Origin of the sequence: Saccharothrix coeruleofusca, assembly GCF_014648515.1 — a bacterium.
GTDB classification, from domain to species: Bacteria; Actinomycetota; Actinomycetes; order Mycobacteriales; family Pseudonocardiaceae; genus Actinosynnema; species Actinosynnema coeruleofuscum.
This window is the reverse complement of sequence record NZ_BMRG01000003.1, coordinates 655,184-672,944: the sequence shown is the minus strand read 5'-3', so window position 1 is coordinate 672,944 and position 17,761 is coordinate 655,184. Positions and strand designations below refer to the sequence as shown.

The 17,761-nt window shown below is 71.4% G+C and carries 20 protein-coding genes and 1 pseudogene; 8 read left to right on the top strand and 13 right to left on the bottom strand.

Features of this window, described 5'->3' with window-relative positions; translation table 11 throughout:
* Positions 1–340: 340 nt before the first annotated feature.
* On the top strand, positions 341–919 hold the full coding sequence (locus tag IEZ00_RS11755) for a hypothetical protein (RefSeq protein ID WP_189223205.1): 579 nt from the start codon (positions 341–343) through the stop codon (positions 917–919).
* Between the two features lie 9 nt (positions 920–928).
* Here IEZ00_RS11755 and IEZ00_RS11750 read toward each other — a convergent pair whose 3' ends face one another.
* Positions 929–1,597: a winged helix-turn-helix transcriptional regulator gene (locus IEZ00_RS11750; protein WP_189223204.1), complete on the bottom strand. Its 669-nt coding sequence runs from the start codon at positions 1,595–1,597 to the stop codon at positions 929–931.
* 79 nt (positions 1,598–1,676) lie between these two features.
* Here IEZ00_RS11750 and IEZ00_RS11745 point away from each other — a divergent pair, with 79 nt between their 5' ends.
* Positions 1,677–2,201 (top strand): pyridoxamine 5'-phosphate oxidase family protein, encoded by a 525-nt coding sequence (locus IEZ00_RS11745; protein WP_189223203.1) that lies wholly within the window; start codon positions 1,677–1,679, stop codon positions 2,199–2,201.
* 28 nt (positions 2,202–2,229) lie between these two features.
* On the opposite strand, the gene IEZ00_RS11740 is transcribed toward IEZ00_RS11745, so the two are convergent.
* Complete coding sequence (locus tag IEZ00_RS11740) at positions 2,230–2,922, bottom strand: hypothetical protein (RefSeq protein WP_189223202.1); 693 nt, start codon at positions 2,920–2,922, stop codon at positions 2,230–2,232.
* Positions 2,923–2,935: 13 nt separating this feature from the next.
* Positions 2,936–3,439 (bottom strand): GNAT family N-acetyltransferase, encoded by a 504-nt coding sequence (locus IEZ00_RS11735; RefSeq protein WP_189223201.1) that lies wholly within the window; start codon positions 3,437–3,439, stop codon positions 2,936–2,938.
* Positions 3,440–3,518: 79 nt separating this feature from the next.
* On the opposite strand from IEZ00_RS11735, the gene IEZ00_RS11730 reads away from it, so the two are divergent.
* Positions 3,519–4,013 carry a winged helix-turn-helix transcriptional regulator gene (locus IEZ00_RS11730; protein WP_189223200.1) on the top strand — a complete coding sequence of 165 codons (495 nt, stop codon included), beginning with the start codon at positions 3,519–3,521 and terminating at the stop codon, positions 4,011–4,013.
* On the opposite strand, the gene IEZ00_RS11725 is transcribed toward IEZ00_RS11730, so the two are convergent.
* Together IEZ00_RS11725 and polA are read right to left on the bottom strand one after the other, a co-directional pair.
* A complete protein-coding gene (locus tag IEZ00_RS11725) occupies positions 3,952–4,914 on the bottom strand; it encodes an aminoglycoside phosphotransferase family protein (protein ID WP_189223199.1) in 963 nt (320 codons plus the stop codon). The two genes, IEZ00_RS11730 and IEZ00_RS11725, sit on opposite strands and share 62 nt — an antisense overlap.
* A 252-nt stretch (positions 4,915–5,166) precedes the next feature.
* Positions 5,167–7,842 carry a DNA polymerase I gene (gene polA, locus IEZ00_RS11720; RefSeq protein ID WP_189223198.1) on the bottom strand — a complete coding sequence of 892 codons (2,676 nt, stop codon included), beginning with the start codon at positions 7,840–7,842 and terminating at the stop codon, positions 5,167–5,169.
* Positions 7,843–7,963: 121 nt separating this feature from the next.
* Here polA and IEZ00_RS11715 point away from each other — a divergent pair, with 121 nt between their 5' ends.
* Both IEZ00_RS11715 and IEZ00_RS11710 read left to right on the top strand, forming a co-directional pair.
* A complete protein-coding gene (locus IEZ00_RS11715; protein WP_189223347.1) occupies positions 7,964–8,317 on the top strand; it encodes a hotdog fold thioesterase in 354 nt (117 codons plus the stop codon).
* The gene (locus IEZ00_RS11710; RefSeq protein ID WP_189223197.1) at positions 8,317–8,856 is read left to right on the top strand and encodes a DUF4352 domain-containing protein; all 540 of its coding nucleotides are present in this window, start codon (positions 8,317–8,319) and stop codon (positions 8,854–8,856) included. Before IEZ00_RS11715 ends, IEZ00_RS11710 begins: the two co-directional genes overlap by 1 nt.
* A 52-nt stretch (positions 8,857–8,908) precedes the next feature.
* Here the strand turns inward: IEZ00_RS11710 and IEZ00_RS11705 are convergent, their stop codons facing one another.
* The 8 genes and pseudogenes from IEZ00_RS11705 to IEZ00_RS38080 form a co-directional block, all read right to left on the bottom strand.
* Entirely contained in the window at positions 8,909–9,613 is a 705-nt protein-coding gene (locus tag IEZ00_RS11705; RefSeq protein WP_189223196.1) for an ABC transporter ATP-binding protein, read from the bottom strand.
* Complete coding sequence (locus IEZ00_RS11700) at positions 9,603–10,343, bottom strand: ABC transporter ATP-binding protein (protein WP_189223346.1); 741 nt, start codon at positions 10,341–10,343, stop codon at positions 9,603–9,605. The genes IEZ00_RS11705 and IEZ00_RS11700 overlap by 11 nt, the downstream gene beginning before the upstream one ends.
* Before the next feature lie 32 nt (positions 10,344–10,375).
* Positions 10,376–11,536 (bottom strand): branched-chain amino acid ABC transporter permease, encoded by a 1,161-nt coding sequence (locus tag IEZ00_RS11695; RefSeq protein WP_189223195.1) that lies wholly within the window; start codon positions 11,534–11,536, stop codon positions 10,376–10,378.
* Positions 11,533–12,495: a branched-chain amino acid ABC transporter permease gene (locus IEZ00_RS11690; RefSeq protein ID WP_189223194.1), complete on the bottom strand. Its 963-nt coding sequence runs from the start codon at positions 12,493–12,495 to the stop codon at positions 11,533–11,535. Before IEZ00_RS11690 ends, IEZ00_RS11695 begins: the two co-directional genes overlap by 4 nt.
* Before the next feature lie 123 nt (positions 12,496–12,618).
* On the bottom strand, positions 12,619–13,794 hold the full coding sequence (locus IEZ00_RS11685; protein ID WP_229795444.1) for a branched-chain amino acid ABC transporter substrate-binding protein: 1,176 nt from the start codon (positions 13,792–13,794) through the stop codon (positions 12,619–12,621).
* A gap of 304 nt (positions 13,795–14,098) precedes the next feature.
* Positions 14,099–14,704 (bottom strand): ANTAR domain-containing response regulator, encoded by a 606-nt coding sequence (locus tag IEZ00_RS11680; protein WP_189223192.1) that lies wholly within the window; start codon positions 14,702–14,704, stop codon positions 14,099–14,101.
* A 218-nt stretch (positions 14,705–14,922) separates the two neighbouring features.
* The gene (locus tag IEZ00_RS11675; protein WP_189223191.1) at positions 14,923–15,885 is read right to left on the bottom strand and encodes a hypothetical protein; all 963 of its coding nucleotides are present in this window, start codon (positions 15,883–15,885) and stop codon (positions 14,923–14,925) included.
* Positions 15,886–16,095: 210 nt separating this feature from the next.
* A pseudogene (locus IEZ00_RS38080) lies at positions 16,096–16,254 on the bottom strand (MmyB family transcriptional regulator); the annotation flags it as partial.
* Positions 16,255–16,360: 106 nt separating this feature from the next.
* Between IEZ00_RS38080 and IEZ00_RS37730 the strand changes: the two are divergent.
* The 3 genes from IEZ00_RS37730 to IEZ00_RS36480 form a co-directional block, all read left to right on the top strand.
* The gene (locus tag IEZ00_RS37730) at positions 16,361–16,495 is read left to right on the top strand and encodes a hypothetical protein (RefSeq protein ID WP_268248690.1); all 135 of its coding nucleotides are present in this window, start codon (positions 16,361–16,363) and stop codon (positions 16,493–16,495) included.
* 98 nt (positions 16,496–16,593) lie between these two features.
* Positions 16,594–17,103: a DinB family protein gene (locus IEZ00_RS11660; protein WP_189223190.1), complete on the top strand. Its 510-nt coding sequence runs from the start codon at positions 16,594–16,596 to the stop codon at positions 17,101–17,103.
* Between the two features lie 125 nt (positions 17,104–17,228).
* A partial coding sequence (locus IEZ00_RS36480; RefSeq protein WP_229795442.1) for a serine protease occupies positions 17,229–17,761 on the top strand: 533 nt, incomplete at its 3' end.

The following is a 17,761-nucleotide window of genomic DNA, read 5'->3' as shown; positions in this document are numbered from 1 at the left end:
CGAACGGGTCGTCCCGTGCCTCGGGCGCGCCGTACCCCCTCGCAGCCGCGGTGGTGGCCGTGCCGCACGTCCAGCAGGCACTCGAAGTGCACCGAGCCGACGCGCCCCACCCCGCCGCCCGCGAGCAGTTCGCGGACCTTCTCGTGCCCCGGTGCCCACGACCGCGCGGGGGCTCGGCAACGTCGAGATTCGCCGCCGCCACCCGCCCTGCGGTCGGCGGTGTCCCGGCGCTGAGACGCTTTTCACGTAACGCCCGGCGGACATCGCGAATCGGTGAACTCGCTGTTCAGAGGCGGTGTGTCGGCTCATACTGGGCCGACTTTGAATTCAGGGGGGAACCTTGACCTACCCGAGCTCCGAGCCGTCTCCGGAAGCGCAGCCGACCCACCCGGTCCTGGAACCGTACGGCCTGTCGACCCCGGCCCCGCAGGTCGAGCAGCCGCAGACCGGACCGGCTTTCCAGCCCTACGGCCAGTTCACGCCCAGCACGCCGCCCGCCGGGCAGCCGCACGTCGGACCGCCCTTCGAGCCCTACGGCACGGCCGCCGCCGCGCCGCCGGGGAAGAGGACCGCGGTGGTGCTGCTGTCAGTGCTGGCGGTGCTGCTCCTGGCGACCGCGGGCGTGTTCGGCGCCTTGTACGCCAACCAGGCCAGCCGCGCCGACCAGCTCGCCACCCGGTTGTCGGACAAGGAGCGCGAGCTCACCGAGTCGGGCAAGCAGCTGGAGAACGCCAAGGACGAGGCGAGCAAGGCCAAGAACGACCGGGAGATCGCCGAGGACGCCCGCAAGCGCGCCGAGAACGACGGCGCGTCGATGCTCAAGTGCCGGGACGCGGCGCGCGCGCTGCGCGAAGCGGCGCTGGCCAACAACGAGGCCAAGGGCGAGGAGGCGTTCCTCCAGCTGTTCGCCGTCTGCTAGCGGGGCGGTTCAGGAGGAGGGCGCGTGGTCGAACGGCGCCAGGAGCAGGTCCGCGAGGCCCTGCCTGGCGTGTTCGGGGCCGTCGAGGCGCAACGAGCCCGAGTCCACCGCCGCCGCCAGGGTGAGCCGGTGGTCGCAGATGGCGCGGAGGGTGTCGAGGTCGGTGGCGAGGGTGGCGTCGGGCGCACTCGGGGCGGTGCCGCGGCTGATGTGGAGCGAGCCGCCGGTGATCTCGACGCAGTAGGTGTCGGCGTCGATGCGGAGCTCGTAGACGCGGTCCGACACGGCGACGCGCGCCGGGTCGAAGGCCGCCTTGGCGCTGAGCAGGATGGAGTCGACGCCGAGGCGGCCGTCGGGGACTGCGGGCGCTTGGCTCCCCCAGCGGCCGAGGTGCAGGAGGACCGGTTCCAGGGCGCGGCCCCAGTCGGTCAGCCCGTAGAGGCGGACGCGGGCAGGTGGAGGCAGGTCGCGGCGTTCCACGACGCCGTGCTCGGTCAGCTCGCGCAGCCGCTGGGTGAGCACGTTGGGGCTGATGCCCGGCAGGCCCGCATGCAGGTCGCCGAAGCGCTTGGGCCCCAGCAGCAGGTCGCGCACGATCAGCAGGGCCCAGCGCTCACCGATGATGTCCAGGCCGCAGGCCACCCCGCACGGGTCCCCGTAACTGCGCATACCGGTCATGCCTGCCAGGCTACCGCCGTAGTCCTGATTTATGAGTATTACTTGTTCTTTAGGAGCTTCTCCCAGTAGGTTGCGGTTCATGAACCCCTCCGGCAGTCAGGCGGCGCAACTGCCGCAGGGCGATGTGCGCCTGCTGGCCACCCCCACGGCGCAACGCCTGCTGAACGACACGAGCCTGGTGGCGCGGTTGGCCTACACCGGCAAGGACGGCACGCCGAGGCTGATCCCGGTGAACTTCCTGTGGACCGGCGACGAGGTGGTCATCGCCGCCTTCTCCGGTACCTACAAGGTGCGCGACCTGCGGGTCCGCCCCGACGTGGCGATCACCGTCGACACCAGCGACGGACCCCCGCAGGTGCTGATGCTGCGCGGGAAGGTCACCCTGACCGAGGTCGAGGGCGTCCTGCCCGAGTACGCCACCATGCAGCGCGCCGGACTGGGCGAGGAGGCGGGTGATGCCTACGTCGCGGCGATCGACAAGCCCGGCCTGCGGATGGTCCGGATCGCCCTGCGCCCGACCTGGGTCGGCGTCCTGGACTTCCAGGAGCGGTTTCCGCGCCTGACACCCGAACCCGTTCTCGCGGCGCTCAGCGCAGGCAGGTAGTCCCCGCCCCACGGCGGGGACTACCTGCTCAGCAGGGCGGGTCGTCCACCACGTCGCCCGCGGGCCGCTCGCCGCGGTCCACCCAGGCCAGCAGGTCCCGCCAGGGCGCGCCCCCTCGTCCGGGCTGAACCCGCAGTGCTCGACCGTGCGGATCGCGCGCTGCACCACCAGGTGCGCGCGGCCGTTGCGGGTCGCGTCCCCGAGGTAGACCTGCTCCATGGAGAACGGCACGAACAGGTCGCCAAGGTCGTGCGGCGACAGCACCGGGGCGGTCGGCCTGCCCTCGACGCGCGGCCCGATCACCTCGAACAGGAAGTCCTCCCAGCACTCGGCCGACGCCCTGGACTCCCGGCCGCTGACCACCCGAGCGCTCGACAGCGATGGCGCGCGGCTGGGCGCCCAGCGCGTTGGGCGTGCCATCCAGGTTCAGCGCGGCTTGATGCGCGGCGGTGGTGCGGTCGGGCGGCAGCGGGCAGGCGCGGACACCTGCCAGGCCCCAGGCGACGAGCTGGTAGTCCAGGAGGAAGTCGAACAGGGCGTGGGCGGCGTGCCGGTGTACGCCCTGGAACACCCGCGAGGGCTGCCCACCGACCAGCGCGGGCAGCAGCGGCGGGTTGTCGATCGTGCGGCCGGGCAGCGGTCGGTCGCCGGGCGTCGCCTCGACCGCGACGGGCGGAGCGACCAGCAGCAGCGCGAGGAGGACTCTCGGCAACCTGATCATGGCCGCGTTGTGGTCACCACCGCAGAGCGGCCACCAACTCCTCGTGGGTCAACGTCGGCTCCAGCGAGTAGCGCAGCGTGATGGCGTCCTCCTCGGCGGTGAGCAGGACGCCGGAAAACGCCCGGCGCGCCAGCGAGAGCACCGCCAGGTTCTCCGGCAGCACGGTGGCGTGCAGTTCGGTGTGGCGGAGGCGCACCGCCAGCTCCCCCAGCGCGGTGATCAGGCGGGTGCCGACGCCCCGGCGCTGCCAGCGGTCCACCACCGCCACGGCCAGTTCGGCCGAGCCGCCGCCGGTGGCGGACAGCCGGGCGATGCCGATCGCGCGTCTGCCGCTCCGCGCGACCAGCGCGGCCCGGTCGCGGCCGTCGACGTCCGCCAACCGCTCGCGCATGGTGGCGGTCAGGCGCGGCACCGGAGCGTGGAACCGCAGGTATCGGCTGCGCGGTGACAGTCCGTCGAAAACCGCGTCGACGGCGTCGCCCGCCGTGGCGCGGTCCAGGACGCGGAGCTCGACCATTCCGACTCCCCCTGAGTTCGGATTCAGAACCCCCACGCTAGCTGAGTTCACTTTCCGAACGCAACGGTATTCTGGCCGCATGGCCCCCGTGAGAGTCGCCGACCAGCAGTGCACCATCGCCCTGCCCGCCGCCCTGCTGGGTGAGCGGTGGACGTTGCTGCTGGTGCGGCAGGCGTTCCTGGGCACCCGGCGGTTCGAGGACTTCCAGTCGTCGATGGCCATCTCCCGCAGCGTGCTGGCCGAGCGGCTGGGCACGCTGGTCGAGGAGGGCATCCTGCGCCGGGTCGCGTACAAGGACGTCCGGACGAGGTACGAGTACCGGCTGACCGAGAAGGGCCTGGACCTCTACCCGGTGCTGATGGCCCTGCGGAAGTGGGGCGACCGGTGGATGCCACCCGAACAGGGCCCCTCGTTCGAGTTGCACCACCGCGACTGCGGCGGCGGCGTGGACGTGCACGTGACCTGCGCGGCGTGCCGGGAGGAGCTGACCGCGCGAGACGTGCGCGTGACGTTCAGCGCGCCAGCAGACGAGCCCACCGCTCCAGGTTCGGCAGCGCCACCCGCAGGGCGCTGAGCAGTTCCAGGGCGTGGCCGTGCGCGGCGGCCCGCTCCGGCGGGGTGACCGGCCGGTGGCCCAGCGCCCGCCACACCATGTACGCGGCCCCGCCCAGCCGGGCGTGCAGCACACCGGCCAGGAACACGGGGTCGGGCCCCGGCGGGCGGCCTCCCGCGCGCTCGTAGGCGCGCACCACGCGGGTGAAGCCCTCGGCGGTGCCGTCGAAGGCCAGCGCGGTACGGGTCAGCTCCCACTCGGCGAAGTCCGCGCCCGCGCCGTCCCAGTCCACCAGCAGCGGCGCGGCGGAGGTCAGCAGCACGTTGTCCGGCTTCACGTCGCGGTGCGTGCGCACCGGCGTGAGCCTGGGGTCCCGCGCCGCCTCGTCGACGACCTCCTCGGCCGCCGCGATGTCCGGCAGGAAGGAGCGGACCCGGTCGGCGAAGTCGCCGGGAACCCCGTCGAGCCACTCGCGCCACTCCTCGACCGCGTGCGGCCGAGCGTCAGGACGCGGTCCGGCGGGCAGCTCGTGCAGGACGGCGAGCGTGGCCCCCACCCAGTCCAGGAGCTCCGGGGTCGGGCTGGTGGGGGCGGTGCCCTCGCACCACTCGTGCGCCAGGAAGCTGCCCACCTCGCCGTCGACGCGGACGTCGGCCAGCAGCGGCGCGGAGGGGCGCAGCGGGTGCACCGGTCGGGGCATCGGCACCCCGAGGTTCCACGCCTCCAGCTGGATCGCGGCGGCCACCTCGTGCTCGCGCGTCCACCACGCCTCCCAGGACCGGTTGACGCGCTTGACCGCCCAGTCGCCGCGGGTGGTGCGCAGCCGCCACACCAGGTGCGACGCCCCGCCCGTCACCGGGGTCCACGGCTCCAGCACCTCGCCCAAGCCGAACGCCGCGGCCACCGCCCGAGCCCATTCCACGCGGGCACGCTAACCAGAGCGGACCCGCGTGATCCACCGAGTTGCACGGCCCCACAAACCACCTGCAAGTACTACCCGGCAGGCCCGCACAGGCCGCTAACCACTACCGGGGTGCCCCGTTCGCGGTGCCCACGTGCTCGGTCCAGGCGGCCGGGTGCCCGTTGGCCGGACACGGGCCGAGCCATTCGCGCACCTCGGGTGGTACTCAGCTGCCCCGGAGCGGGGGTCGGGTAGTACTTGCGGGCGCGGGGGTCAGTGGGCGGCGTCGTCCCAGGAGCGGCCTACGCCCACGGAGACCTCCAGCGGGACGGAGAGGGTGTAGGCGTTGCCCATGTGCTCGCGGACCAGCGACTCCACGGCTTCCCGCTCGCCCTCGGCGACCTCCAGCACCAGTTCGTCGTGGACCTGGAGCAGCATCCGCGACCGCAGGCCCGACTCCTCCAGCGCCCGGAACACCCCCAGCATGGCTACCTTGATGATGTCCGCCGCGCTGCCCTGGATCGGCGCGTTGAGCGCCATCCGCTCGGCCATCTCCCGGCGCTGGCGGTTGTCGCTGTTGAGGTCGGGCAGGTAGCGCCGCCGCCCGAGGATGGTCTCGGTGTAGCCCTTCTTGCGGGCCTCCTCGACGATGGCGTGCAGGTAGTCGCGCACGCCGCCGAACCGGGCGAAGTACGCCTCCTTCTGCTCCCGCGCCTCCGCCGCCGAGATGCGCAGCTGCTGCGCCAGGCCGTACTCGGACAGCCCGTAGGCCAGGCCGTAGGACATCGCCTTGACCCGGCGGCGCTGCTCGGCGCTGACCTGTGAGGTGGGCACCGAGAACGCGCGGGAGGCCACGAACGTGTGCAGGTCCTCGCCGCTGCGGAAGGCCTCGATCAGCCCCTCGTCGCCGGACAGGTGGGCCATGATCCGCATCTCGATCTGGCTGTAGTCCGCGGTCATCAGCTCCGCGTAACCCGGCCCGACCACGAACGCCTGGCGGATGCGCCTGCCCTCGTCGGTGCGGATCGGGATGTTCTGCAGGTTCGGGTCCGTGGACGACAGCCGCCCGGTGGCCGCGATGGTCTGGTGGAACGTGGTGTGGATGCGCCCGTCGTCGGCCACCGCCTTGAGCAGGCCGTCGACGGTGGACTTCAGCCGCGTCACGTCCCGGTGCGCCAGCAGGTGCTGGAGGAACTCGTGGCCGGTGGCCTCGTACAGGTTCTGCAGCGCGTCCGCGTCGGTGGTGTAGCCGGTCTTGGTCTTCTTGGTCTTGGGCATCTTCAGCTCGTCGAACAGCACCACCTGCAGCTGCTTGGGCGAGCCGAGGTTGATCTCCTTGCCGATCACCGAGTAGGCGTCCTGCGCGGCCTGCTTGACCCCCGCCGCGAAGTGCGCCTCCAGGGCGGCCAGGTGCTCGTCGTCGACCGCGATGCCCACCGCCTCGACCTCGTCGAGCACCGCCATCAGCGGCAGCTCCAGGTCGGCCAGCAGCTTCTCCTGGCCGGTGCGCACCAGCTCCTGGTCCAGCGCGTCGGCCAGCTCCGCCACCGCGAACGCCCGCACGATCGCGGCCCGCGCGGTCTTCTGCCGCTCCTCCTGCTCGTCGGCCAGCAGCGACAGCTGGCCGTCGTCGGGCTCCTCGGCGCGCAGCTCGCGCTTGAGGTAGCGCAGCGCCAGGTCGTCCAGCGCGAACGAGCGCTGGCCCGGCCGCACCAGGTAGGCCGCCAGCGCGGTGTCGCTGGTCAGGCCGCGCAGCCTCAGGCCGCGCGCGCGCACCTTGCGCAGCGGCAGCTTCAGGTCGTGGCCCGCCTTGGCCACCTGGGGGTCGGCCAGCCACGCGGCCAGCGCGTTCTCGTCCTCCGGGGACAGCGAGGCCAGCTCGACGTACCCGCCCTCGCCGCCGACCGAGGCCAGCGCCACGCCCACCAGCTCGCCCGCCGACTCGCGCAGCGCCAGCCCGACCCGCGCGCCGCGGGCGTGCCGGTCCAGCCAGGCGGCCAGCTCGCCCGCCGGGATCTCGCCGCCGGTGACCTCGAAGCCCTCCTCGGCCTCCGGCTCGGCGGTGGACAGCGTGGCGAACAGCCGGTCGCGCAGCACGCGGAACTCCAGCTCGTCGAACAGCCGGTGCACCGCGTCCCGGTCCCACGAGCGGACCGCCAGGTCGGCGGGGCCGACCGGCAGCTCCACGTCCCGGACCAGCTCGGTGAGCTGCCGGTTGAGCACGATGTTGGGCAGGTTGGCCCGCAGCGCGTCGCCCGCCTTGCCCTTGACCTCGTCGATCCGGTCGATCAGCCCGTTCAGCGAGCCGTACTGGCCCAGCAGCTTGGCGATGGTCTTCGGGCCCACGCCGGGGGTGTTGGGCAGGTTGTCCGAGGCGTCGCCGCGCACGGCGGCGTAGTCGGCGTACAGCTCGGGCGGCACGCCCTGCTTCTCCAGCACCAGCTCGGGGGTGTACCTGGCCATCTCGGACACGCCCTTGACCGGGTAGAGCACGGTGACCTCGTCGTTGACCAGCTGCAGCGCGTCCCGGTCGCCGGTGCAGATGAGCACCTCGAAGCCCTGCGCCGTGGCCTGCGTGGTGAGCGTGGCGATCAGGTCGTCGGCCTCGTAGTTCTCCTTGGACAGCGACGGGATGGCCAGCGCGTCCAGCACCTCGCGGATCAGGCTGACCTGGCCGCGGAACTCGTCGGGCGTCTCGCTGCGGCCCGCCTTGTACTCGGCGTACTGCTCGGTGCGGAAGGTGCGGCGGGAGACGTCGAAGGCCACCGCGACGTGCGTGGGCTTCTCGTCGCGCAGCAGGTTGATGAGCATCGAGGTGAAGCCGTAGACCGCGTTGGTGGTCTGGCCGGTGCCGGTCTGGAAGTTCTCCTTGGGCAGCGCGAAGAACGCCCGGTAGGCCATCGAGTGGCCGTCGACCAGCAGCAGGCGGGAGGCTTCTGAGGTGCTCACGAGGCGAGTCTAGGGTGAGGGCCCGACAGTTTTGCACCGACTGGAGCAGCCCGTGAACCGAGCACCCGAGGACATCCCCGGCGCCAACCAGGACGTCGTCGACGAGCAGTTGACCTCCCGGATGGGCATCGAGATCACCCGATGGGATGCCGATCGGCTCGTCGGCACGATGCCGGTGAAGGGCAACCGGCAACCGTACGGCCTGCTGCACGGCGGCGCCAACGCGGTGCTGGCGGAGACCCTGGGCTCGGTCGCCGCGGCCATGCACGCCGCGCCGGAGCGGATCGCCGTGGGCCTGGAGCTGTCCTGCACGCACCACCGGGCGGTCACCGAGGGCGTGGTGACCGGCGTGTGCACGCCGGTCCACCGCGGCCGCAGCACCGCCACCTACGAGATCGTGATCAGCGACGAGCAGGACAGGCGCTGCTGCACCGCCCGCCTGACCTGCTTCCTGCGGGAGGCGCCGAAGTCCTGATGCGCGCCGCCGCCCTGCTCGCCCTGCTGCTCGCCACCGGGTGCTCACCCGGTCCGGTGGCCGGGACGTCACCCGGCGCGACGTCCGAGACCTACCCGGTGCCCGCGCAGGCCGTGCGGCCGGGCGAGCGGGCGCTGCGGCTGCCGACCACGGCCGACGGCGACACCGCGTTCACCCTGCTGGGGCTGACCACGGGCCTGGCCGCGGTCCAGGGCAGCCACGCCGAACTGGAGGCCCAGGGCCAGTACGTGCGGGTGCGGATGAGCGTGGTCAACAACGGCCGCAGCAGCGTGGCCTTCGACGCGCGCAGGCACGTGCTGCTCGACGACCGGGGCGCCGAGCACCGGGTGGACGCGGAGGCGATGACCATCCGGCGCCAGCCCGACCAGGTCGACCTCGGCTCGAACGTGCGGTTGGAGTACGACGTCTACTACGACCTGCCGGAGGAGGCCAGGCCCGCCGCGCTGCGCGTGTTCGGCGGTCCCACGCTGACCGACCTGCGGGACCGGTCGAGCACCGACATCCCGCTCGGGAAGTGAGAGGGGGCCTGCCACCGCGTGGTGGCAGGCCCCCTCCCGACCGTCCCGGCTGTCAGTGACCGCCCAGGTACGCCGCGCGCACCTGCGGGTCGTCCAGCAGGTCCAGGCCCGGCGCGCTCTTGACCACCCGGCCGGTCTCCAGCACGTACGCGCGGTCGGAGAGCTTGAGCGCCTGCTGCGCGTTCTGCTCCACCAGCAGCACGGTCGTGCCGCGCTTGTTGATCTCCTTGATGATCGAGAAGATCTGCGCGATCAGCATCGGCGCGAGCCCCATCGACGGCTCGTCCAGCAGCAGCACCTTCGGCTTGGTCATCAGCGCCCGGCCGATGGCGATCATCTGCTGCTCACCGCCGGACATGGTGCCGCCGAACTGGTTCTTGCGCTCGGCCAGCCTCGGGAACAGCTCGTACACCTCGTCCAGGTCGGCCGTCAGGTCGTCCTTGCGGGTGTAGGCGCCCATCAGCAGGTTCTCCTGCACCGTCATGCCGGGGAACACGCCCCGGCCCTCGGGCGACTGGCCGATGCCCAGCTGGACCCGCTTGTGGCCCGCCAGCTTGGAGATGTCCTCGCCGTTGAACAGCACCTGGCCGCTGGTCAGCGGGCGCAGCCCGGAGATGGTCTTGAGCGTGGTCGTCTTGCCCGCGCCGTTGGCGCCGATCAGCGAGACGATCTCGCCCTCGTTGACCTGCAGGCTGATCCCCTTGAGCGCGGCGATCTTGCCGTAGTGGACGTTGATGTCCTTGACCTCAAGAAGCATCTTCAGCCGCCCCCAGGTACGCCTCGATGACCTTCGGGTTGTTCTGCACCTCGTGCGGCAGCCCTTCCGCGATCAGCTGGCCGAAGTCCAGCACCGCCACGCGGTCGCTGACGTCCATCACCAGGCTCATGTCGTGCTCGATCAGCAGGACCGTGCGACCGTCGTCGCGGATCTTGCGGATCAGCTCCTGCAGCGCCTTCTTCTCCGCCGGGTTCATGCCCGCGGCGGGCTCGTCGAGCAGCAGCAGCTTGGGGTCGGTGGCCAGCGCGCGGGCGATCTCCAGCCTGCGCTGGTCGCCGTAGGGCAGGTTCTTCGCGGTCTCGGTCATCCGGCCGGAGATGCCGACGAAGTCCAGCAGCTCCCTGGCCAGCTCGCGGCCGCGCTTCTCCTCCTTGCGGTGCCACGGCAGGCCCAGGGTGGCCCCGATGGCGCCGGTGCGGTGGTGCGCGTCCGCGCCGACCATCACGTTCTCCAGCGCCGACATGTTGTGGAACAGCCGGATGTTCTGGAACGTGCGGGCGATCCCCATCTTGGTGATCTTGAACCGCTTGTTGCCCTCGATCTTCTGGCCGTTGAACAGCACGTGCCCCTCGGTGGGCGCGTAAACCCCGGTGACCACGTTGAACACCGTGGTCTTGCCCGCGCCGTTGGGGCCGATCAGGGCGAAGATCTCGCCCTGGTTGATCTGGAAGTCCGCCCCGCGCAACGCGACCACGCCGCCGAAGCGCATGACCACGTTGTCGAGCTTGAGGACGGGAGTGCTCACTTGACCGCCTCCGTGGACGCCTCGGTCTCCGGACCGGCGACCTCGGCGCCCATCGCGCCCATGCCGCCGGTGCCCTCGTGCAGTTCCGCCTTGCGCCGCCGCGACGGCAGCAGGCCCTCCGGGCGCAGCCCCATCATCAGCACCAGCACGCCGCCGAAGAGCAGGATGCGGAACTCCGAGGGGTCCTTGCCGCCCAGCATGTCCTTGAGCCAGTCGACCTCGCGGAACCGCTCGGGCAGCCAGGCGATGACGAACGCGCCCAGCATGACGCCGGGCAGGTTGCCCGCGCCGCCCAGCACGACCGCGGCCAGGATCGTCGCGGACAGGATGAACGGGAAGGTGTTCGGCTCGATGAACACCGCCTTGCCCGCGTAGATGCCGCCCGCCAGGCCGCCGATCATCGCGCCGATGGCGAAGGCCAGCAGCTTGAACTTGAACGTCGGCACGCCCATCAGCTCGGCCGCGTCCTCGTCCTCGCGGATGGCCGCCCACGCGCGGCCGACGCGGCTCTTCTGCAGCCGCACCGAGAAGATGATGACCAGGACGATCGCCGCGACCATCAGGTAGTAGTACGGCGCGGGGTCGAGCAGGAACTTCATGCCGAACATGGGCGGCGGGTGCGGGACGTTGGTGATGCCGCGCGCGCCACCGATCTCGTCGGTGTTGTTGGCCGTGATGCGGACGATCTCGCCGAAGCCCAGCGTCACGATCGCCAGGTAGTCGCCGCGCAGCCGCAGCGTCGGCGCGCCCAGGATGACACCGGACACCGCGGCCAGCGCGATGCCGAAGACCACGGTGGCCCAGTAGTTCCAGCCGTACTGGGTGCCGTAGTAGGCCACCGAGTAGCCGCCGATGGCGAAGAACGCCACGAAGCCGAGGTCGAGCAGGCCCGCCTGGCCGACCACCACGTTCAGGCCGACCGCCAGCAGGATGTAGGTGCCCACCGGGTAGATCAGCACCGAGGTCCAGTCCGCGCCCGGCGACATGAACGAGCCGATCCAGGGGGCGGGCAGGATCAGCGCGAAGACGATGGCGCCGATGTAGACCAGGTAGCGCTGCCAGACCTTGGCGTGCTCCCACCAGTCGCGGGCACCGTCGAACAGCGCGCCCACGCGCGCCAACGGGTTTGCTTTGCCGGTCACTCCGCCGCCTTTCATGCGCGGGCCTTCTGCAGGGATTCGCCCAGGATGCCGGTCGGGCGGAACATCAGCACGACCACCAGCACGGTGAAGGCGATGACGTCCTTCCACTCCGAACCCAGGAAGATCGCGCCCCAGTTCTCGATGAGGCCGAGCACGACACCGCCGAGCAGCGCTCCGCGCAGGTTTCCGATACCGCCGAGCACCGCCGCGGTGAACGCCTTGATGCCCAGCACGAAACCGACGTTGAAGACGGTGTTCTCGAACTCCATCAGGTAGAGCGCGCCCGCGACACCGGCCATGGTGCCGCCGAGCAGGAAGGTGATCCGCACGATGTTGTCGATGCTCACGCCCATCAGCACGGCGGCTTCGGGGTCCTGAGCGGTGGCCCGGATGCCGCGGCCGATCTTGGTGCGGTTCACCACCCGGTCCAGCGCGATCATCATGATCACGGCGGCCACGATGACGATGATGTGGTCGGTGCGCACCTGCGCGTTGCCGATGGTGAACACCGTGTCGCGGTCGACGATGCGCAGCGACGACTGCTGGTTGCGACCGGGCTTGCCGGTCAACCACGGGATGATGACGAGCGCGAACAGCTCCTGCAGGAACAGCGACGCGCCGATCGCGGAGATCAGCGCGGTCAGCCGGGTGGCGCCCTTCCTGCGCAGCGGCCGGTAGGCCACCAGCTCCAGCAGGACCGCGGCGCCGCCGGACACGGCGGCGGACAGCACGATGATCAGCAGCAGGACGCCGACCATGGCCAGTCCGGTGAACGGCGCGGTCGGCGCGATGGCGGTGATGACCACCAGCGACGTGAACGTGCCGATCATGAAGATCTCGGAGTGCGCGAAGTTGATCAGGCGCAGCACGCCGTAGACCATCGTGTAGCCCAGCGCCACCAACGCGTAGATGGAGCCGAACACCAGTCCGCCCACCGTGCTGGGTAGGAACTGGTTGAGGAAATCATCAAGCATGACAGGTTTGCCTCACGAGACGGGGCGGGAGGGAAGACGTCGCCATAAGTGGCGGGGAGCGGGAGCCATCGCCATCACGACGCTCCCGCTCCCCAGCTCCAGTTGCTCGAATCCGTCTCGGGCTCAGCCCTCGAGCTTCGCCTCGGCCGACGGGCCGAGCAGCTTGAGGACGCCGTCCTTGACCTGGTAGACGAAGATGGAGTTGTTCTCCGGCTCGCCGTTGGACTTGAACTTGATCGGCTTGGACACGCCCTCGAAGTTGACCGTCTTCAGGTACTCGTTGATCTTCTCCGAGGTGGTGTTGCCCGCTTCGACGGCCTTGATGAACGCGGTGGCCGCGTCGTAGCCCTCGGTGGCGTAGATCGCCGGGTCGGCGCTCGCGCTCTTCTTGTAGTTGTCGGCGAAGGTCTTCAGCGTGCCGGTGACGTCGCCCGACGGGATGTTGCACGGGCAGGCCAGCACGGCGCCCTCGGCCGCCTGGGTGCCCGCGCCGGTGACCAGCTGGGCGTCCAGCGAGCCGTCGCCGGAGGCGAAGGTGGCCTTCACGCCGCCGTCGCGCAGCTGCTTGAGCAGGCGACCGGCCTGGGCGTAGTAGCCGCCGTAGACGATCACGTCGGGGTTGGCCGCGGCGACCTTGGTGACCGTGGAGGAGTAGTCGGAGGCGTCCTTGGAGAACTTGTCGTTCTCGACGGTGACGCCCTTGTCCTTGAAGGTCTTGGTGACCGCCTCGGCCAGGCCGACGCTGTACTCCTGGTCGTCGGAGATGACGAACGCCTTCTTCGGCGACTTGGCGGTGATCAGGAACTCGGCGATGCCGGGGCCCTGGTCGTTGTCGTTGGCCACCACGCGGTGCCAGTAGGTCCAGCCGTTCGAGGCCAGACCGGGGTTCGTGGCCGACGGGGAGATGCTGGGGATCTTGTTCTCCTCCAGCACGCCGCCGATCGCCTTGGACTCGCCGGAGAAGGCGGGCCCGATGAGGCCGACGATCTTGTCCTGGCCGACGGCCTTGGTGATCAGCGAGGTCGCCTGGTCCGGCTTGCCCTGGCTGTCGTAGGGCAGCATCTCGATCTTGACCTTGGGGTTCTTGGCGTTGTACTCGTCGAACGCCATCTTCGCCCCGTTCCGGGGCGGGATCACGATCGCCGAGCTCTCGCCGGTGAGGTCACCCATGAACCCGATCTTGACCGAGGTGACGTCCCCGCCCGACGCGCTTCCGCCACCGCCGCCTGCACAAGCCGCGAGCACCAGCGACGAAGCCGCCGCCAGCACCAGCACTCGGCCGAGTCGTGCTCCTGACACCGGAATACCTCCCATGGAACCAACCCGCCAACAGGCGGAGCCCTCGACACAAGGGCTTGGGTTAGGGCAGGAAGGTAGCTTCACTTCGGTTCCGTGAACAGGTGGTCTTCCTGCTCTGTGTCCACATCGTGACGGTAGTCACCGGAAAATTCACGCGCGTTAACAAGCTCAAATTTAGATCAAATAGCCTCAGGTCACGACCCCGGTGCGGGGAGTAACCAAACGGGGGGAACAATGGGCATGGCAGAACCGCGCCCGATAGTCGAGTGGTAACCGGACGCGGTGTTGCCCGAACGGGTAATCCTCAGCCGAAGTTTTCGATGATGGCTTCGGCCACTGCCTTCATGGTGGTGCGGCGGTCCATGGCGGTGCGCTGCACCCAGCGGAATGCCTCCGGCTCGGACAGCCCCTGCTTGGTCATCAGCAGCCCCTTGGCGCGCTCGACCACCTTGCGCGTCTCCAGCCGCTCGGTGAGGCCCGCGACCTCGTTCTCCAGCGCCTGCAGCTCGGCGAACCGGCTCATCGCCAGCTCGATGGCGGGCACCAGGTCGCGCTTGGCGAACGGCTTGACCAGGTAGGCCATGGCACCCGCGTCGCGGGCGCGCTCGACCAGGTCGCGCTGGCTGAAGGCGGTCAGGATGACCACCGGGGCGATGCGCTGGCCCGCGATCGCCGACGCGGCCTCGATGCCGTCGACCTTGGGCATCTTGACGTCCATGATCACCAGGTCCGGGCGCAGCTCGGTGGCCAGCGCGATGGCCTCGTCGCCGTCGGCGGCCTGGCCCGCGACCTCGTAGCCCTCCTCGCGGAGCATCTCCACCAGGTCGAGGCGGATCAGGGCCTCGTCCTCGGCCACGAGCACGCGGCGCGGCGCGGCCTGGGACTGGGCCTCGGCAGCCTGTTGGGTCACCGGGGTCCTCCTCAACGACGTCAGCGGGCCACGGCGCGGGCGCGTCGGGGCTGAACCGGCAGTCTACCGGCGGGCCCGAACCGGATCAGCCCGCCATGGTCGTGATCACGGCCACCGGTCCACCGTGGACGAGCGGGGTGCGCGTGCACCCGCACGTTCACCGGACGGGAGTCCGCACCGCGGACCGCGACGGCGGTCCGCGGGTCCACATCGGACGCCTAGCCCACCACGTGCGGCGGCTCCCACCAGCCCGTCACGCCCTCGGGCCACTCCACCGCCGCCAGCGCCTCCTCGTTGGCCGGGTCCGGCGGGGCCACCTCCCGCAGGCCCAGCTCGTACCAGCCGTCGGTCAGCCGCAGGCCACCCGCCTCGCCCGAGGTCTCCCGCAGGCCGGGCACGCCCACCACCGGGTGCCGCAACCGGTCGGCCACTCCCACCACGCCCAGGCTCTCCGGCCACTCCAGCCACCACTGCGCGCCGTGCGACCAGGAGCGCAGCCACGGCGCGCCGGTGAAGAGGCCGTAGCGGCGCAGCAGGGCGCTGCCCAGGCCGCCGGGCCGGGGGAACTCGGCCAACTGGTCCCGCTCGGCCTGGCTGAGCGGCCCCTCGGCGAACCGGTCGGACAGCCCCCGGCCCTTGATCAGCCTGCGCACGTAGTCCATGCCGACCTGCCAGGCCCGCTCGTCCACCCCGGCCAGCAGCACCGCGGCAGGCACCCCCGCCAGCCGCAGCTCGACCGAGCGCGGGTGCCTGCGCACGCGCAACCCGGCCACGCCCGCCACCCAGGCGTCCTCGTGCCGGGGCAGCAGCTCGAACAGCAGCGGCCCCAGCGCGTGCTCGGCCAGGTGCAGGCGGGGCACCTCGTGCGGCTCGACCGCGCGGAAGGGGTGGGCGGGCCGCAGCATGCTCGCGGGCGGGCGCAGCTGCAGGTGGCCACCCGCCTCGGTGGCGGCCTGGAAGACCAGGCACTCCAGCGTGCGCTGGGCTTCGGTGGCCGCTTCGGGCAGGAACAGCCCGCGCGCGTCGGCCTCGCCGCGCAGCGCGGCGACCACCCGCTCGCGGCGGTGGTCGGGCAGCTCGTGCAGCACCGCCCGCACGGCGGGCACGGCCTGGGACAGGTTCTCGCCGGTGCAGCTGCGGCGCAGGTCGACCAGCTGGTCGGTCAACGACGATCGGCTCATCGCGGTCCTCGCTCCCGCCGCCCGGCTCGGCGAACAAGGACGCACGCGCGTCGTTCGGCTTTCGATGGTCCTGTGAGCTTGGGTGCCCCCACCCTGCGGCGGATCCGCCACTCGATGCCGGGGAGTGGCTCCAGCCTCGCGTCCGCTCACGCACGCCGCCGCCCACGGTACCAGCCGATCAGCGCCCTCCGACGGCCTCGGCCGGGCCGGTCAGTTCACCGGGGGCAGCCGCCGCACCCGCGCCGGTTCCGCGAGCGACTCGCCGTAGTACGCGCGCAGCTTCGCCACGATGGCCGCGCGCTCCCGCTCGTGGTCGGCGTGCCCGGCGATCCAGTCGGGGTGGGTGAAGTGCAGGTAGGCGCAGTTGCGTCGGCCGGGGCAGCGCCTCCAGGTCGTCGATCATGAACCGGAACGGCGCGTTGCAGGCCAGGGGCTCGAACCAGGGGTTCATCACGGCCCCCTGGTCGGCACCGTCATGGCGGCGCTGCCGGAGCGGGGCGCGGGCCTGGCCGGGGGCCTGTTCACGACCGCGCAGCAGGCCGCGCTGGGGCTCGGCACGGTCACGATCGGCGGACTCCTCGGCACCCTCGCCCCGCCGCTGGGCCGGTGACGCGCCTTCGCGGTCGCGCTGGGCGTCCAAGTGGCCACCACCGCGCTGTGGTCGGACCGCCGCTCGACCCCGACACCCCGACACCGTAGGGTTCGAACATGAGTTCGAACGAGCGCGTGTGGCCCGCCGCGGCGGCGGACGACGAACTGCGACTGCTGACCGACTTCCTGACCTTCCTGCGGCTCACCGCGGTGGCCAAGGTCGAGGGCCTGAGCCGGGAGCAGGCCGCCGCCACCCCGATCCCCACCTCGCCCGCGGTCAGCGCGCTGGGCGTGATCAAGCACCTGACCGCGGTCGAGCGCTGGTGGCTGTCCATCGAGACCGGCGGGGCCGACCTGCCCTCGTTGTGGGGCGCGGACGCCGACGCCTCGTGGCTGCTGGACGAGGGCGACACGGTGGAGTCCGTGCTCGCGGCCTACCGCGCGGAGTGGGAGCGCTCGGCGCGGGCGCTGGCCGGGCTGTCGCCGGGCGACCGGACGCGCGCCGACCGCGACGGCAACGGCCGCACCGTGCGGTGGGTGCTGGCGCACCTGGTGCAGGAGACCGGGCGGCACGTGGGCCACCTGGACTTCCTGCGCGAACTGGCGGACGGGACCAAGGGCGAGTAGCGCAGACCCGTCCTCTGTGGACACCCACGCTTTCCGGTGAACTCCGGGTCCTCCCCCGGCGTGTCGGCCGCACCGCGCGCCCGCCGCTGGTTCGATGCGCCCGCCAGCAGAGAGGACTCCGGCTGATGAACAGGCGTTTCCCAACGGCGGTGGCGGGCGCGGCGCTGCTCACCTCGGTGCTCGCCGCACCCGCCCACGCGGCGGTCGACTTCACCGGTGTGGTGGCGTTGAGCAACTGCTCCGGCTCGGTGGTGCGCACCCCCACCGCCCGGCCGGAGGACCCCGCCCTGGTGCTGACCAACGGGCACTGCGTGAAGCTGATGGCCCCCGGCGAGGTGCTGGTGGAGCAGCCCTCCAGCCGCACGTTCACGCTGCTCGACCGCCGAGGCACGGGCACGCTGGGCACGCTCACCGCCGAGCGGCTGGCGTACGCGACGATGACCGGCACCGACCTCGCGCTGTACCGACTGGGCTCCAGCTACGCCGACGTGGAGGAGCTGGGCAGCCGGGCGCTGCTGCTGTCCCCGGAGCACCCCGTGGCCGGGGCGGCGATCCGCGTGGTGTCCGGGTACTGGAAGAAGACCTACACCTGCCGGCTCGACGGCTTCGCGCACCGGCTGCGCGAAGCCGACTGGACCTGGGAGGACTCGCTGCGCTA